The sequence below is a fragment of the Streptomyces sp. V4I2 genome (genome assembly GCF_030817655.1).
Classification (GTDB): Bacteria; Actinomycetota; Actinomycetes; order Streptomycetales; family Streptomycetaceae; genus Streptomyces; species Streptomyces plumbiresistens.
Window position 1 is genome coordinate 8,435,261 of record NZ_JAUSZM010000003.1, and the last position, 15,978, is coordinate 8,451,238.

General features: G+C 71.7%; 12 protein-coding genes. 4 read left to right on the plus strand and 8 right to left on the minus strand.

The features are described from left to right. Positions 1-117 precede the first annotated feature (117 nt). Entirely contained in the window at positions 118-1,224 is a 1,107-nt protein-coding gene (locus QFZ76_RS39565; RefSeq protein WP_307678177.1) for a winged helix DNA-binding domain-containing protein, read from the plus strand. 108 nt (positions 1,225-1,332) lie between these two features. On the opposite strand, the gene QFZ76_RS39570 is transcribed toward QFZ76_RS39565, so the two are convergent. The 3 genes from QFZ76_RS39570 to QFZ76_RS39580 all read right to left on the minus strand — a co-directional run bounded on the left by QFZ76_RS39570 (position 1,333) and on the right by QFZ76_RS39580 (position 6,159). After that, on the minus strand, positions 1,333-2,121 hold the full coding sequence (locus tag QFZ76_RS39570) for a trypsin-like serine protease (protein WP_307678178.1): 789 nt from the start codon (positions 2,119-2,121) through the stop codon (positions 1,333-1,335). A gap of 246 nt (positions 2,122-2,367) precedes the next feature. Next, positions 2,368-5,178 (minus strand): AAA family ATPase, encoded by a 2,811-nt coding sequence (locus tag QFZ76_RS39575; protein ID WP_307678179.1) that lies wholly within the window; start codon positions 5,176-5,178, stop codon positions 2,368-2,370. A gap of 141 nt (positions 5,179-5,319) precedes the next feature. Further along, positions 5,320-6,159, minus strand: a complete 840-nt coding sequence (locus QFZ76_RS39580; protein ID WP_307678180.1) for a response regulator transcription factor — start codon at positions 6,157-6,159, stop codon at positions 5,320-5,322. Between the two features lie 115 nt (positions 6,160-6,274). Between QFZ76_RS39580 and QFZ76_RS39585 the strand changes: the two genes are divergently transcribed. Beyond that, complete coding sequence (locus tag QFZ76_RS39585) at positions 6,275-7,945, plus strand: AMP-binding protein (protein ID WP_307678181.1); 1,671 nt, start codon at positions 6,275-6,277, stop codon at positions 7,943-7,945. Then, positions 7,942-9,537 (plus strand): AMP-binding protein, encoded by a 1,596-nt coding sequence (locus tag QFZ76_RS39590; protein ID WP_307678182.1) that lies wholly within the window; start codon positions 7,942-7,944, stop codon positions 9,535-9,537. Before QFZ76_RS39585 ends, QFZ76_RS39590 begins: the two co-directional genes overlap by 4 nt. 230 nt (positions 9,538-9,767) lie before the next feature. On the opposite strand, the gene QFZ76_RS39595 is transcribed toward QFZ76_RS39590, so the two are convergent. Beyond that, positions 9,768-10,457: a hypothetical protein gene (locus QFZ76_RS39595; RefSeq protein ID WP_307678183.1), complete on the minus strand. Its 690-nt coding sequence runs from the start codon at positions 10,455-10,457 to the stop codon at positions 9,768-9,770. A 185-nt stretch (positions 10,458-10,642) separates the two neighbouring features. Between QFZ76_RS39595 and gcl the strand changes: the two genes are divergently transcribed. Further along, entirely contained in the window at positions 10,643-12,427 is a 1,785-nt protein-coding gene (gene gcl / locus QFZ76_RS39600; RefSeq protein ID WP_307678184.1) for a glyoxylate carboligase, read from the plus strand. A 201-nt stretch (positions 12,428-12,628) separates the two neighbouring features. Here gcl and QFZ76_RS39605 read toward each other — a convergent pair whose 3' ends face one another. From QFZ76_RS39605 to QFZ76_RS39620, 4 genes are all read right to left on the minus strand, one after another. Next, positions 12,629-12,874: a hypothetical protein gene (locus QFZ76_RS39605; protein WP_217238932.1), complete on the minus strand. Its 246-nt coding sequence runs from the start codon at positions 12,872-12,874 to the stop codon at positions 12,629-12,631. Between the two features lie 394 nt (positions 12,875-13,268). Continuing rightward, positions 13,269-14,186: a 2-hydroxy-3-oxopropionate reductase gene (locus tag QFZ76_RS39610; RefSeq protein ID WP_307678185.1), complete on the minus strand. Its 918-nt coding sequence runs from the start codon at positions 14,184-14,186 to the stop codon at positions 13,269-13,271. Positions 14,187-14,230: 44 nt separating this feature from the next. Then, positions 14,231-15,088: a TIM barrel protein gene (locus QFZ76_RS39615; protein WP_307678186.1), complete on the minus strand. Its 858-nt coding sequence runs from the start codon at positions 15,086-15,088 to the stop codon at positions 14,231-14,233. A 154-nt stretch (positions 15,089-15,242) separates the two neighbouring features. Next, on the minus strand, positions 15,243-15,974 hold the full coding sequence (locus QFZ76_RS39620) for a hypothetical protein (RefSeq protein ID WP_307678187.1): 732 nt from the start codon (positions 15,972-15,974) through the stop codon (positions 15,243-15,245). Positions 15,975-15,978: the final 4 nt, after the last annotated feature.

Genomic DNA, 15,978 nt, shown 5'->3' on the forward strand with positions numbered 1-15,978 from the left:
CGCGGCTGCCTCTCGGGTCGAGCCAACGTCTGCTTGATCACAGGGCAGGATATACGGGGCATACGGCGTCGGCCTTGCGGACAGAGGGTGTCCGCAAGTCTGGCTACCGTACGCAGCATGACGAAGACGACGACCAGGACGGCCCCCGTGCTCGCCACCCGCGCCCTCAACCGCGCCACCCTCGACCGGCAGCTGCTCCTGCGCCCGGCGTCGCTGTCCGCCAAGGAGGCCGTCGCACACCTCCTCGGCCTGCAGGCGCAGAACGTCAAGCCGCCGTACTACGCGCTCGCCGCCCGCCTCGACGGCTTCACCCCCGGGGAGCTGTCCGGGCTGATGGCCGAGCGCGAGGTCGTCCGTATCGTCAGCATGCGCTCGACGATCCACACCCACACCGCCGACGACTGCCTCACCCTGCGGCCGCTGGTGCAGCCCGCCCGGGACCGCGAACTCACCACTTTCCGCAAGGGACTTCAGGGCGTCGACCTCGACCGCCTCGCCGCTCTCGCCCGCGAGCTCGTCGAGGCCGAGCCGCGCACCATGAAGCAGTTGCGGGAGGCCCTGCTCGTCGAGTGGCCGGACGCCGACCCGCAGGCCCTCGCGATCGCCGCCCGCTGCAAGCTCCCGCTGGTGCAGGTGACCCCGAGAGGGCTGTGGGGTCGTAGCGGCCAGGTCGCCCTGACCACCGCCGAGCACTGGCTGGGGCGGCCCGCCGAACCCACGCCCGCCCCCGACGCCACCGTCCTGCGCTACCTCGCCGCCTTCGGCCCGGCCTCCGTCAAGGACATGCAGACCTGGGCCGGCCTGACGCGACTGCGCGACGCCTTCCAACGCCTCCGCCCGGACCTCGTCACCTTCCGCGACGAGAACGGCGTCGAGCTCTTCGACCTCCCGGACGCGCCCCGCCCCGACGCGGACACCCCGGCCCCGCCGCGCTTCCTGCCCGAGTTCGACAACCTGCTGCTCTCCCACGCCGACCGCACCCGGGTCGTACCGCCCGAGTACTGGGGCCGTGCCTGGCAGGGCAACCTGGTTCACTGCACGCTGCTGGTCGACGGCTTTCTGGCGGGCGTGTGGAAGCTGGAGGCGGACGCGCTGGTCATCGAGCCCTTCGGCCGGCTCACCACGGCGCAGCGGGACGAGGTGCGCACGGAGGGGGAGCGGATGCTGACGGTGATGCACCCGGAGTCGTCGTACGACATCCGCTTCGGGACGGTACTGCGGTGACGGGTCACATGTCCGGGGACATGGAGAGGGGGCGCTGCGGGCCGCTCGTGGAGGCCCGCAACGCCCCCTGGTATGTCACCTGAGGGGTACTCAGGAGAACCTTCTGGGTTACGAGTTGACCTGCGTGGTCACCAGGCTGGAGAAGGTGGTCAGACGGGTGTAGACACCCGGGTAACCGGCCTCCGCACAGCCCTCGCCCCAGGATGTGATCCCTGCCAGGACGCCCCCGATGAGCAGGGGACCGCCGCTGTCGCCCTGGCAGGTGTCGACGCCGCCGGAGGTGTATCCGGCGCAGACCATGTCGCTCGCGATGAAGTCGGAGCCGTAGGAGCTGCCGCAGCTGGAGTTGGAGACCGTCGGCACGGTCGCGGTGCGCAGCTGGTTGGAGGAGCTGCCGCCCGCGGAGGTGGTGCCCCAGCCGACGATGCGGGCGGTGGTGCCGGCCGCGTACACGCCCGTCTGGGAGGAGGTGACGTACGACGCCGTGGTGTACGGCATCGACGTCGACAGGGTCAGGACGGCCACGTCGTCGCCGTTGGTGGCGTCCGTGTAGCTCGGGTGGATCCAGATCTTGCTGACCCGGGCGACCGTGCCGTTGGTGCCGTTGAGATAGGTACGGCCGCCGACGACTCTGACGCTGCTGGTGGTTTCGCCGACCATACAGTGGGCCGCGGTGACGACCTTGGTGGCCGAGACCAGGGTGCCGCCGCAGAACTGGTTCTGCGAGGCGTCCGTGATCTGCATCATGAACGGGTACGTGGTCGTCGTGGTCGTCGTACCGCCGACGATCGGCTGGGGGGCGGCGACGGCGGCCGGTGCGCTGATGAGCGCGGTCGCGGCGGCGGCGGTGGCCGCGAGGGCGGCGGCGGTCTTCTTGGCGCGGTTGAGCCCGAACATGAGTCTCCTCATTGGGGATGACCGGTGGGGGGTCGCCGGGTGTGGGGGGAGATGGGGGTGTGGGGGGTGGGGGTGGTGCACGGGGGTCGCGGGACCGACCCCCGTATGCCCGGGCCGGCGGCATGCCCCTAAGCTAGAACCCGGAACAGCCCCTTCCCAATGAGGGAACCCCCTAAGGGAGTTGGGCAGGGAAAACCCTCGGTCGGCCCTCGCCGAACCAACTCGGCCGGTGCACCCGCGCGGTGCTCACTTCGTACGACGGCCCGCCGCGAGTCTGACGATGTCGACCCGCGAACGGATCCCCAGCTTGCGGTAGACCCGGGTCAGGGTCGCCTCGACCGTCTTGACGCTGATGAACAGCCGCGCGGCTATCTCCCGGTTGGTCGCGCCCTCCATGACGAGCGCGGCGACCTGACGTTCCATCGAGGCGAGCCCGTCCAGCGCGTCCAGCGTCGGGGCGGGGGCGGCCACCGGCTCGGGCGGCGGCGTGACCGCGGCCGCCTCCACCTGGCGCAGCCAGGGCAGCGCGCGGCAGCGCCGGAACAGCCGCGCCGCCTCGTCGTACGACGTCGGTCCCGGCCGCCGGGTGCGCAGCGAGGCCAGTGCGAAGGCGGCCCGGGCTTCTTCCAGGCCGTAGCCCAACTTGCCGAGCCGGTCCTGCACCGACGTCAACTGGCCCAGCGCCGCCTCGTGCTCGCCGCGCCTGGCCCGCACCAGCGCCTCCGCGCGGTCGACCACGGCGAGCACACTCTCCCGGCCCAGCCGCAGCGCCTGCTCGCGGGTCACGTCGATGACGTCCTGCGCCTCGGCGAGTTCACCGATCCGTACGAGGGCCTCCGCGAGGTCGCCGTGCCAGCGGCCGCGCGCCGGGTCGGTGATGCCGAGCCCGTGCTCCAGCTCCCGCACCCGGCGCAGCGAGCGCACCGTCCCCTGGGTGTCCCCGGCCACCAACTGGGCGTGGCCGAGGGCGGCCAGGGCGCGGGAGACGTACATCTGGTCGCCGATCCCCTCGGCGTGCTCCTCCGCCTCCCGGGCCAGGGCCAGCGCCCGGTCCACGTCCCCGCCGGCCGCCTCCGCGAACGAGGTCAGCAGCGCGGAGGCCACCTCGCCGATGCCGGAGTCCCGGGCCAGCCTGAGGCTCTCCCGGGCCAGGTCGAGGGCCCGGCCGCAGTGCCCTGAGCGCAGTTCGGTCTCGGCGAGCAGGCGCAGGAAGTGCACCTCGCTCTCGACCATGCCGCGCCGCCGTACCTCGCGCAGCAGCGCGGTGACGGTGGTACGGGCCTCCGCCAGCTGGTCGCTCATCTGCAGCCAGCGCAACCGGGCCAGGCCGGGGCCGTTGTGGTGGCAGGCGACCTGCGGATCCTGAGGCTCCTTCAGGGCCCGCTTGATGGTCGCGGGGGCGTCCGGGTGCCCCATCAGGGTCTCGGTCTGCGCCTGGAAGGCGAGCGCGAGGAGCTCGGTGCGCCGGTCGCCGGCCCGGGCGGCCAGCTCCGCCGCGTGCGCGGCCTTCTCCCGGCCCTCCGCGAAGTCGCCTTCCACGATCAGCCCGCGCCAGGCCAGTTGGTAGTGGACGAGGGCGAGCAGCCCGGGGTCCTCGCCTGCGTCGGCCAGCGCCTGGGGGAAGACGGAGTCGACGTCGCCGAGGGTGTGCCCGGCCGACTCGATCACCACGATCCAGGCACGCACCCGCTCCGCGGGCACGGTGGCCCGGGTCAGGACCTCATGGGCGATGTCGCGCGCGAGGTCCATCTCGCCGGCGGTGATCGCGTCCGTAGCGGCCTGCAGCCGCCGCTCGTCCGCGCCCGGCACGCTGTCGGCCGGGGTGTGCCGGGCCGCGAGAAGTCCCATCGAGGCGGCCACCGAGGGTGCGCCGCGGTCCCGGGCCTGGGTCGCGGCCTCGGCGAGCCGGGCCGCCACCTCCGGATCGGTGCCGCTGCTGGCGAGGGCCAGGTGCCGGGCCCGCTCGATGGGATCGGAGGCGGCCGTGGACAGCGCGGCGTGCGCGGCCCGCCGCTCCTGTGCGGGCGCCTCCGCGTACAGCGCGGCCGAGATCAGCGGATGCGCGAACCGTACGGCGGGACCCTCGGGTTCCGTCGCGAGCAGTCCGAGGGCGGCCGCCTGGGCGGTCTCGGACTCGGCGTTGTCCCGGCCGGCCGCGTGCAGCAGGGCCAGCGTGGGACGCGCGCCGGCGCTGGCCACGAGCAGGGTGCGGCGGGCCTCGTCGGAGAGCATGCCCAGGCGGTTGAGCACCAGGGCCCGCAGCGAGGTGGGCACGTGCAGCGGCTCGCCGGGCCGGGGCGGGGTGGGATCCTCGGCGAGCGCGCGGCCCAGTTCCAGGGCGAAGAGCGGGTTGCCGGCGCTGGTGCGGTGGATGTCGCGGACCGTGGAGCGGGGCAGACCGGTGTAGCCGCGGTGGTCCAGGAGCGCGGAGACCTGGGTGCGGGAGAGCGGGTTGAGGCGGACGGCGAGCGAGTCCGGCGGCAACGCGCGTAGATGGCGGTCGTACTCCTGTCCCTCGGTCCGCACCGCGCACAGCAGCTGGACCGGGGTGTCGCCGAGGCGGCGGGCGGCGAAGCCGAGGAGCTCCGCGCTCGCCGGGTCCAGCCACTGCAGGTCGTCCGCGACGACCAGGACCGGGCCCTCGGCGGCGAGCGCGCGCAGCACCGACAGGACGGCGAGCCGCAGTGCCAGCCCGTCGCGCTGGAGGGTGGACTCGCCGCGTCCGGTGAGCGCGGACTCCAGGGCGGTGCGCTGGGCGCCGGGCAGCCGGTCGGCCACCTCGTCCACGACCAGACCGAGCAGGTCGGCCAGGGCCAGGAACGGCAGATGGGATTCGGACTCCGTCGCCGAGCAGCGCAACACGGTCCGGGTCGCGCCGGCGTTATCCGCGGCCAATGTCCGCAGCACGGTCGACTTTCCTATTCCGGCCGGACCGTGGAGCAGCACGCTGCCGCCGCCGGCCAGCTGTTCACGCGCTCCCGCGAGCAGCTCCTCCCTGCCGATCACCAGGTCGGGGCGGCTTCTGGCAGGCTCCTCGAAGTCCCGTCGCACGGTCACCGCTCCCCTCCGTGTGTCGTGTCCTGGCCAATATTAGGCAACGGGCTTTGGAATTCGGCCGGGCCACGTCGTGAGGGAAATAACAACGGCCGGCATAGACAAATTCACGGGGTCGGCGCATGAATGAGGCGCCGACGGAAATCAGGGCAGCAACCCCGCCCGACGCGCCGCGACGACCGCCTCCCCACGGGTCCGGGCCCCGAGCTTCCGCATGGCCGAACGGAGGTATCCCTTGACCGTCTCGGCGGTCACTCCCAGCCTCTCGGCGGCCACCGCGTTCGTCGCCCCCGCGGCCACACACGCCAGTACGTCCACCTCGCGCGGCGCCAGACTCACCCCGTCCAGGGGCGGGACGTCCGGGGTCAACAGCCCGCACACGTCCAGCAGTTCGGCCCGCAGCGCCTCGTCGGCAATCCTCGGCGCGAGCGCCCGCAACGCCGCGTGCGCCTCCCGCACCTGCTCCCACGCGGAGCCGTCCGCCGGAGCCCGGGCCGGCTGCTGCACCCGCGCCGCCGCCATCAGTGCCCGCGCCTCCTCCCGCAGCACCAGCGCCTGCTCCACGTCCCGCGCGGCCTCCACCGCCGCCGTCAGCGTCCGGTCGCCCAGGGGCCGCACGTCGCGCAGGGCGCCGTACAAGACACCGCGGACCCGGCGCCGTACGACGACCGGCACCGCCACCACCGCGCGCAAGCCCTCCGCGGCGACCGCCAGGTCGTACTCGTGGCTGATCTGCCGCGAGGCGGAGTAGTCGGTGACGGCGCACGGGCGGGCGAGGGCCACCGCCTTGCCGCCGAGGCCGTTGCCCGAGGTCACCGCGAGGGCGCTCAGAGCGGGGGTGGCGGTGCCGTTCAGTTCGCTGATGCGGATCTGCGGGCGGCCCGACTCCACCAGGCCGCCGAAGGCGACCGGAAGCCCGGTCGTGCGCCGCAGCCGTATCAGCGCGCGCCGGATCTCCACCGACGCCGACCCGTCTGCTGTCACGAACATGTCCCTTCGCCGCGGCACACACCCCCGAACGGGGGTAGTGAGACCCGCATCACGCATTACACGATGGCAGAGAGCCGCCCGGCAATGGTGCCGGTACCGAGGAGGACAGATGACGACCGCGACGGAGCTCTTCCGCAGCGCGCGGGACTTCCTGCTGGAACACCGCGAGGACTACGCCACGGCGTACGAGGGTTTCGACTGGCCCCGCCCGCAGCACTTCAACTGGGCGCTGGACTGGTTCGACGTCATCGCGGACGGCAACGACCGCACCGCCCTGCACATCGTCGAGGAGGACGGCTCCGAGATCCGGCTCTCCTTCGCCGACCTGTCCGAGCGGTCCAACCGGGTCGCCAACCTGCTGCGCGAGCGCGGGGTCGGTGCCGAGGACCGGATCCTGGTCATGCTGGGCAACCAGGCCGAGCTGTGGGAGGTGGCGCTGGCGGCGATGAAGCTGCGGGCGGTCGTCATCCCGGCGACCCCGCTGCTCGGCCCCGCCGACCTGCGCGACCGGGTCGAACGCGGGCGCGTGCGACACGTCCTCGTCCGGGCCGAGGACACCGCCAAGTTCGACGACGTGCCCGGCGACTACACGCGCACCGCCGTCGGCGGCCTCCCGGAGGGCTGGCAGCCGTACGAGGACGCCCACACCGCCTCCGCCGACTTCCTGCCCGACGGGCCCACCCTCGCCGACGACCCGCTGATGCTGTACTTCACCTCCGGTACGACGGCCCGCCCCAAGCTCGTCGAGCACACCCACGCCTCCTACCCGATCGGGCATCTGGCGACCATGTACTGGATCGGCCTGAAGCCCGGCGACGTGCACCTGAACATCTCCTCGCCGGGCTGGGCCAAGCACGCCTGGTCCAACCTGTTCGCGCCGTGGAACGCGCAGGCGACGGTCTTCCTCTACAACTACACGCGCTTCGACGCGTCCCGGCTGATGGCCGAGATGGACCGGGCGGGCGTCACCACCTTCTGCGCCCCGCCCACCGTGTGGCGCATGCTCATCCAGGCCGACCTCACCCAGCTGCGCACCCCGCCGCGCGAGGCCGTGGCGGCCGGCGAACCCCTCAACCCCGAGGTCATCGAACAGGTCCGCCGGGCCTGGGGCGTCACCGTCCGGGACGGCTTCGGCCAGACCGAGACCGCCGTCCAGGTCTCCAACAGCCCCGGGCAGCCGCTGAAGACCGGTTCCATGGGCCGTCCCAGCCCCGGGTACCGGGTGGAACTGCTCGACCCGGTGTCCGGTGCGCCCGGTGCGGCGGAGGGAGAGATCGCCCTCGACCTCTCGACGCATCCCGTCGGCCTGATGACCGGCTATCACGGCGACCCCGACCGTACGGCGGAGGCGATGGCGGGCGGCTACTACCGGACCGGGGACATCGGCAGCCGAGATGAAGACGGATATGTCGTTTATGTCGGACGGGCCGACGACGTCTTCAAGGCCTCCGACTACAAGATCAGCCCTTTCGAGCTGGAGAGCGCGCTGATCGAGCACGAGGCGGTCGCGGAGGCGGCCGTGGTGCCCGCCCCCGACGAACTGCGCCTGGCCGTGCCCAAGGCGTACGTCGTCCTCGCGGAGGGCTGGGAACCCGGCCCCGACACCGCGAAGGTGCTGTTCGAGCACTCCCGCGAAGCACTCGCGCCCTACAAGCGCATCCGCCGCCTGGAGTTCGCGCCCCTGCCCAAGACCGTCTCCGGCAAGATCCGCCGCATCGAGCTGCGCGAGGCCACGGCGGCCGGGTCGGACGCCGAGTACCGCGAGGAGGACTTCCGGTGAGCGAGCTCTCGTACACGCACGGAACGAGCGGGACGACCCTGCTCGGCGACACGATCGGGGCCAACCTGGACCGGGCGGTGGCCACCTGGCCGGACCGCGAGGCCCTCGTCGACGTGCCGTCCGGACGGCGCTGGACGTACGCCCGGTTCGGCGCGGACGTCGAGAAGCTGGCGCACGCCCTGCTCGCCGCCGGGGTCGCCAAGGGCGACCGGGTGGGCATCTGGGCGGTCAACTGCCCCGAGTGGGTGCTCGTCCAGTACGCCACCGCCCGCATCGGCGCGATCATGGTGAACATCAACCCGGCGTACCGCACGCACGAGGTCGAGTACGTCCTCAAGCAGGCCGGCATCTCCCTGCTGTTCGCCTCCGTCAGCCACAAGACGAGCGACTACCGGGCGATGGTCGACCAAGTGCGCGGCAAGTGCGGTGAGTTGCGCGAGGTCGTGTACATCGGCGACCCGAGCTGGGACGCGCTGCTCGACCGCGCGGTCCCCGACGTCCGGTACGAGGACCTGTCCTGCGACGACCCGATCAACATCCAGTACACCTCGGGCACGACGGGCTTCCCCAAGGGGGCCACGCTCTCGCACCACAGCATCCTCAACAACGGTTACTTCGTGGGGGAGTTGATCGCCTACAGCGAGCAGGACCGGGTCTGCATCCCGGTGCCCTTCTACCACTGCTTCGGCATGGTGATGGGCAATCTCGCCGCGACCTCGCACGGCGCCTGCATGGTCATCCCGGCCCCGTCCTTCGACCCGGCGGCGACCCTGCGCGCGGTCCAGCAGGAACGCTGCACCTCCCTGTACGGCGTCCCGACCATGTTCATCGCGGAGCTGAACCTCCCCGACTTCGCGACCTACGACCTGTCCTCCCTGCGCACCGGCATCATGGCGGGCTCGCCCTGCCCGGTGGAGGTGATGAAACGGGTCGTCGCCGAGATGCACATGGCCGAGGTCTCCATCTGCTACGGCATGACCGAGACCTCCCCGGTGTCCCTGCAGACCCGCCGGGACGACGACCTGGAACACCGCACCGCCACGGTCGGCCGCGTCCTGCCGCACATCGAGGTCAAGGTCGTCGACCCGGCGACCGGCGTCACCCAACCCCGGGGCACCGCAGGCGAGTTGTGCACTCGCGGCTACAGCGTGATGCTCGGCTACTGGGAGGAACCCGAGAAGACCGCGGAGGCCGTCGACCCCGGCCGCTGGATGCACACCGGCGACCTGGCCGTGATGCGCGAGGACGGCTATGTCGAGATCGTCGGCCGCATCAAGGACATGATCATCCGGGGCGGCGAGAACATCTACCCCCGCGAGATCGAGGAGTTCCTCCACGCCCACCCGAAGATCGCGGACGTCCAGGTCGTCGGCGTACCCCACGAGCGGTACGGCGAGGAGGTCCTCGCCTGTGTCATCGCGCGGGACCCCGCCGACCCGCCGACGCTGGAGGAGCTGCGCGCCTTCTGCGAGGGGCGGTTGGCGCACTACAAGATCCCGAGCCGGCTCCAGCTCCTGGACTCCTTCCCGATGACGGTGTCCGGGAAGGTGCGCAAGATCGAGCTGCGGGAAAATCACGCGGCGCGCGGCTGAACCGTCCGCCAGACTGTCGCGATGATCGGCAGACGCATCACCCACCGCATGGCGGACGGCATACGAGTACCCGGGACCTGGCGGCTCTGAACCGACCGAGTCGGGTGGTGGGTGGGCGAAGGCCGGGGGTCCAGGGGGGTGGAGCCCCCTGGTACGGGGGTCGAAGGGGCAGCGCCCCTGCGGTGAGTGTCGAGGGCTGAGGGGTTCGGCGCGAGCGAACAACGCGCACGTCATGCCCCGTCGGCATCCAGGTCGTCCGCGTGGCTGTTCACCGCCTGCGGCGTGCCGGTGAGGTCGAGGACGAACAGCGGAATCCCCAGCACGTCGGCGCGGGCGCGGGCGTCGGGGGAGAAGCCGGCGAGGGAGAAGTAGACGCAGGACGTGGACTCCGTCATGGCCGTCAGCCACAGGCACTCCACGTCGCGCAGGGTCGCCGGGCGTACGGTCGGGTCGACCTGGACCAGCAGGCCGCGCGCGGCGAGGCCGATGCCGGACGGGGGCCGCTGGTCGGCCCGGCGGATGTCCCGGTAGCCGAGCCAGCGCAGATAGAGGGCGGCCGCGGTGACCGCGTCGCGGGCGGTGCGGATCGCGACGGGCTGGAAGACGCGACGCCGGGCCGGGGCGGCGGCCCGGGGGCTCGGCGCGGCCGACGGCCCGGCCACCGGGATGCGCAGCACCGCCCCGCAGCCGCAGCCCAGCTCCGGGTACGGCCACTGGGTGCGGCGGCCGCAGGCCTCGCACCGCACGACGACCCAGTCCTCGTCCCAGGCACGATGGGCGACCGCGGTGACCGCCCCGTGCTCGTCGAGCGCCGGGGCGACGGGCACCCCGCACACGCAGGGATACGACGATGCCTCGTAGACGTGCTCGCGTCTGCAGGCCGGGCAGCACACCGACACGCTCTCGGACATGGCCCCCATCGTCCTCCAGGCGACCCCCGCTTGTCCCTCTCTTGACGGCCTTCGCCCGCCCACTTACATTGCTTCCAGATAGTAGAAAATACTTTCCACATTACGGAATTCGTTGTGGAGAGAGAAGACACGGGAAGTGCTCACCGCGGGGCGCGACGGGAGTGCGGATCCGACAGCCGAAGCAGGAGTACTCGATGGCTCGAATGACCGCTGCCCGCGCGGCAGTTGAGATTCTCAGGCGCGAAGGCGTCACCGACGCGTTCGGGGTCCCGGGCGCGGCGATCAATCCCTTCTACGCGGCGCTCAAGGCCTCCGGCGGCATCCACCACACCCTCGCCCGGCACGTGGAGGGCGCCTCGCACATGGCCGAGGGCTACACCCGTACCCACCCGGGCAACATCGGCGTCTGCATCGGCACCTCAGGACCGGCCGGCACCGACATGATCACCGGCCTGTACTCGGCCCTCGGCGACTCCGTCCCGATCCTGTGCATCACGGGCCAGGCCCCGACCGCCGTGATCCACAAGGAGGACTTCCAGGCCGTCGACATCGCCTCCATCGCCACACCGGTGACGAAGATGGCGGTCACGGTGCTGGAGGCAGCGCAGGTTCCCGGCGTCTTCCAGCAGGCCTTCCACCTCATGCGCTCCGGCCGCCCGGGCCCGGTGCTGATCGACCTGCCGATAGACGTCCAGCTGACGGAGATCGAGTTCGACCCCGAGACGTACGAGCCGCTGCCGGTCTACAAGCCGGCCGCGACCCGCGCCCAGGCCGAGAAGGCGATCGGCATGCTCAACGCCTCCGAGCGCCCGCTGATCGTCGCCGGCGGCGGTGTCATCAACGCCGACGCCGCCGAACTGCTGGTGGAGTTCGCCGAGTTGACCGGCGTCCCGGTCGTCCCCACCCTCATGGGCTGGGGGGTGCTCCCCGACGACCACGAGCTGAACGCCGGCATGGTCGGCCTCCAGACCTCGCACCGCTACGGCAACGCCACCTTCCTGGAGTCCGACTTCGTCCTCGGCATCGGCAACCGCTGGGCCAACCGCCACACCGGCAGGCTCGACGTCTACACGGCCGGCCGGACCTTCGTCCACGTCGACGTCGAGCCCACCCAGATCGGCAGGATCTTCGCCCCGGACTACGGCATCGCCTCCGATGCCAAGGCCGCGCTGGAGCTGTTCGTGCAGGTGGCAAGGGAGTTGAGGGAAGCGGGCCGGCTGCCCGACCGCTCCGCGTGGGCGGCTGCCGCACAGGAGAAGAAGGCCACGCTGCAGCGCCGGACACACTTCGACGACATCCCGATCAAGCCGCAGCGCGTCTACGAGGAGATGAACAAGGCCTTCGGCCCGGAGACCCGGTACGTCTCCACGATCGGCCTCTCGCAGATCGCCGGCGCCCAGATGCTGCACGTCTACCGGCCCCGTCACTGGATCAACTGCGGCCAGGCGGGGCCCCTCGGCTGGACGATCCCGGCCGCGCTCGGCGTCGCGAAGGCCGACCCGGAGGCTTCCGTGGTGGCCCTCTCCGGCGACTACGACTTCCAGTTCATGATCGAGGAGCTGGCGGTCGGCGCGCAGCACAAGATCCCGTACGTCCATGTCCTCGTCAACAACGCCTACCTGGGCCTGATCCGCCAGGCGCAGCTCGGCCTGGACATCGACTTCCAGGTCAACCTGGAGTTTGAGAACATCAACTCCCCAGAGCTCGGGGTGTACGGCGTCGACCACGTCAAGGTCGTCGAGGGTCTCGGCTGCAAGGCGCTCCGCGTGACCGACCCGGCCGAACTGGGCGCCGCCTTCGAGCAGGCCAAGAAGCTCGCCGCCGAGTTCCAGGTGCCGGTCGTCGTCGAGGCCATCCTGGAGCGCGTCACCAACATCGCGATGTCCAAGACCAACGACATCAGCAACGTCGTCGAGTTCGAGGAACTCGCGACCGAGCCGGGCCACGCCCCGACCTCGATCAGGACACTGAAGGTCTGACGCCGGGCGGCAGCACTGCCGTCGGTCACTCAGGGGCGGCCCGGCCGAGAGGCTGGGCCGCCCTTTCGCGTGCGCGGCATGAGCCGACGTGCCCGGTGCCCGGTCCGAGCGGCCGTGTACTCGCACCCGGAGCGGCCTGATCTCCGTGCGCACGGAGCCCCCTACGTACGACCGGTGGCGTACGTGTCGTGTCCGACGGGCTCACTGCTCGTGGTGCTCGGAGAGTCCCGGCCAGTCGTCGGGGCCGCCGCCCTGCCATTCGATGATGTCGCTCTCCTCGACCTCGACCTGGTCGAGGTCCGCGAGGCGCAGGAACTCGACCACGTCGTCCAGGTGCGAGGCGACGCCGAGGTTCTCGTCGTCCCAGGTCACGCGCCGGGAGCCGTCCAGGGCGGGGGCGTGGACCACGATGTGCGGGTGCTGCGTGGGGTGTGCCGGAGGTGCCATGCCTTCAGGCTCCTGCGGGCGGGGCGGATCCGCACCCCGGAGTGCCCCCGCACCTCCCGGATACGCCGGTGAGCGCCGGATGCGGGACCGTCCGCATCCGGCGCTCACCGGGGATCCTGGGACCGCGGCGGTTGCGACGGAGCCCGGGACGCCCTTCCCTCAGGTCGAGAAGAGGGTCCCCGGTCCTTCACCACCGCACTGGCTCGCACGCCGCCGCGGTCCTTGCCCTGCCCGCGCCCGTATGACCGGTCGACCACCCCTCATCCGGGTCGCCGGTGGTCGGGCGCGGGCAGGGAGTTCGGGGCACGCTGGAGTGGATTCCGGGCGGCGCCGACGCCTGGGCGCGACAGGACAGTTGTCAGCACCGACGCCGCCCGGAGCTTGGGGGAGGGCGTCAGACCTGGGCGCCGGACAGGCGCTCCACCGCCCGCAGCAGTGCCGAGTGGTCGAGCCCGCCGTCGCCCTGCGCACGCAGGCTCGCGACCAGCTGGGCGACCACGGCACCGACGGGCAGGGCCGCGCCGACGTTGCGGGCGGCGTCGGTGACGATGCCCATGTCCTTGTGGTGCAGGTCGATACGGAAGCCGGGCTTGAAGTCGCGGTTCAGGAAGTTGTCCTTCTTGCGCGTCAGCACCGTGGAGCCGGCCAGCCCGCCGTTCAGGACGTCGAGGGCCGCCTTCAGGTCCACGCCCGACTTCTCCAGGAAGACCACGGCCTCGGCGCACGCCTGGATGTTCACGGCGACGATCAGCTGGTTGGCGGCCTTCACGGTCTGACCCGAGCCGTGCGGACCGCACAGGACGATCGTCTTGCCGAGCGCCTCGAAGATCGGCTCCGCCTGGTCGAAGTCGGCCTGCTCGCCGCCGACCATGATGGACAGTACGGCCTCGACCGCACCGGCCTCACCGCCGGACACGGGCGCGTCCAGGACGCGGATGCCCTTGTCCCTGGCCGCCTTCGCCAGGTCGACCGAGGTCTGCGGGGTGATCGAGGACATGTCGATCAGCAGGGCGCCGGACCGCGCGTTCTCCAGGATGCCGTCCGGGCCGTACGCGATGGCCTCGACGTGCGGGGACGCGGGCACCATCGTGATCACGACGTCGGCGTCCCGGACGGCCTCGGCGATCGAGCCGGCCGCGGTGCCGCCGGCGGCGGTCAGCCGGTCGAGCTTGTCCTGCTCCAGGGTGAAGCCGGTGACGTCGTAACCCGCCTTGATGAGGTTCTCGGACATCGGGGAGCCCATGATGCCGAGGCCTATCCAGGCAATCGCCGGGCGGGTCGGGTGGGAATGATCTGCGAGGTTCGTGGTCATGAGGGTGCCTCTCTGACTGCTGTTCTACGTCTGTGAGTTGCCGCTCAGCGAGCGGCTCGGGCCGCGGCCGGCAGCCAGTCGAAGGCCGCCGCGCTCGGACGGTCGCCCGGCTTGTACTCCAGGCCGACCCAGCCCTCGTAACCGGCCTTCGCGAGCCGGCCGAGGAGGTCTTCGAGGGGGAGCGAGCCCGTGCCCGGCGCGCCGCGCCCGGGGTTGTCCGCGATCTGCACATGGCCGGTCTTCGCGGCGTACCGCTCGATCACCGACGGCAGGTCCTCACCGTTCATGGACAGGTGGTAGAGGTCCATGAGGAACCGCGCGTTGCCCAGCCCGGACGCCTGGTTGACCTTGTCGACGATGCCCACGGCGGCGGGTGCGCTCACCAGCGGGTACCGCGGAGACTCGGGCCGGTTGAGGGCCTCGATCAGCAGGATCGCGCCGATCCGGTCGGCGGCCCGGGCCGCGAGCACCAGGTTCTCCAGCGCGAGCGCGTCCTGCTCGGCCGGGTCCACGCCCTCGACGCGGTTGCCGTACAGGGCGTTGAGGGCCTTGCAGCCGAGGGACTCGGCGAAGCCGGCCGCCACGTCGATGTTGGCGCGGAACCGTTCCGACTCCTCGCCCGGGATCGACAGGGCGCCCCGGTCCGGGCCGGGCAGCTGTCCGGCGTAGAAGTTCAGCCCGGTGAGCTGGACGCCCGCGTTCTCGATCGCCTGCTTCAGGGCGTCGAGCTCGGACCGCTCGGGGGTGGGGGAGTCGAGCCAGGGCCACCACAGCTCGACCGCGCCGAAGCCGACCGCGGCGGCGGCCGCGGGGCGCTCCAGGAGCGGGAGTTCCGTGAAGAGGATCGACAGGTTGACGTTGAAGCGCTGCTCTGCGGCTGTGCCCCATTCAGAACCTGGCATGTGGGCCGGCGCTCCCTTCCGTGGTTGTGTTTCCGTATTACGGAAGTTAGTTTCTGCTTAACGGAAGACTGCCCGGAATCGGGGAGGAGTGTCAAGAGTGCCCACGCAAAAAAAGCCCCCGCGCGGGGGCACGGGGGCAGGGCGAACGGACTGATCACAGGGCGTCGACGGCACTCACCTTCCAGCCCTTGGACGTGCGGGTCACCGTCATCCGCACCCGGTTCAGATCCACGCGGGATCCCGAGACCTGGGTGCTCCGGGTGACCTGGTTGACGAAGAGCAGGACCGTGACCTTGTCCGGGGAAGCCGATACGACGGAGGCCGTGGCGACCGTCGCCTTGACCACCCCGTGGTACTTCTCCGCGGTCGGTGCGACCACGGTGGCCGTGGTCTTCCGGTACTCGTCCCGGAACGTCCCGGTCAGATGGCCGCGGGCCCGGGCGAAGTCCCGGTCCAGGTGCTGGTAGTCGTACGACAGCACGACCGGCGCCGCCTTCCGCGCGGCCGCGAGCGCCTCACCCCGGGCGTCGTCCGCCCGTCGTCCCTCCCGGTACTGCCACCCCAGTACGGCGACGGCGACCAGCCCCGCCACGAGCAGGACGCCCATGACCGCGGTGAACAGTCTCCGTCGACGGCGCCCACCCTGCTCCTGCGGCGCGTCGTCCTCCTCGAAGGCCTCCGGCGACGGCTCCGGCGGGTCGTCCCAGCCGTCCCCCGGGGCCTCGACAAGCACGGTGCGCCCGGTGAGCGGCGCTTCGTCGGCGGTCGCCGGCCCCGGCTCGCGGTGGCCGCGCTCCGCGCGTCTGGCCGCCGCACGGGCGGCGGCGGTCATGGTGTGCCGGGTGCTCGATCCGGAGCCGCGGCCCCGCGTCGTCGTCCTCGCCATGCTC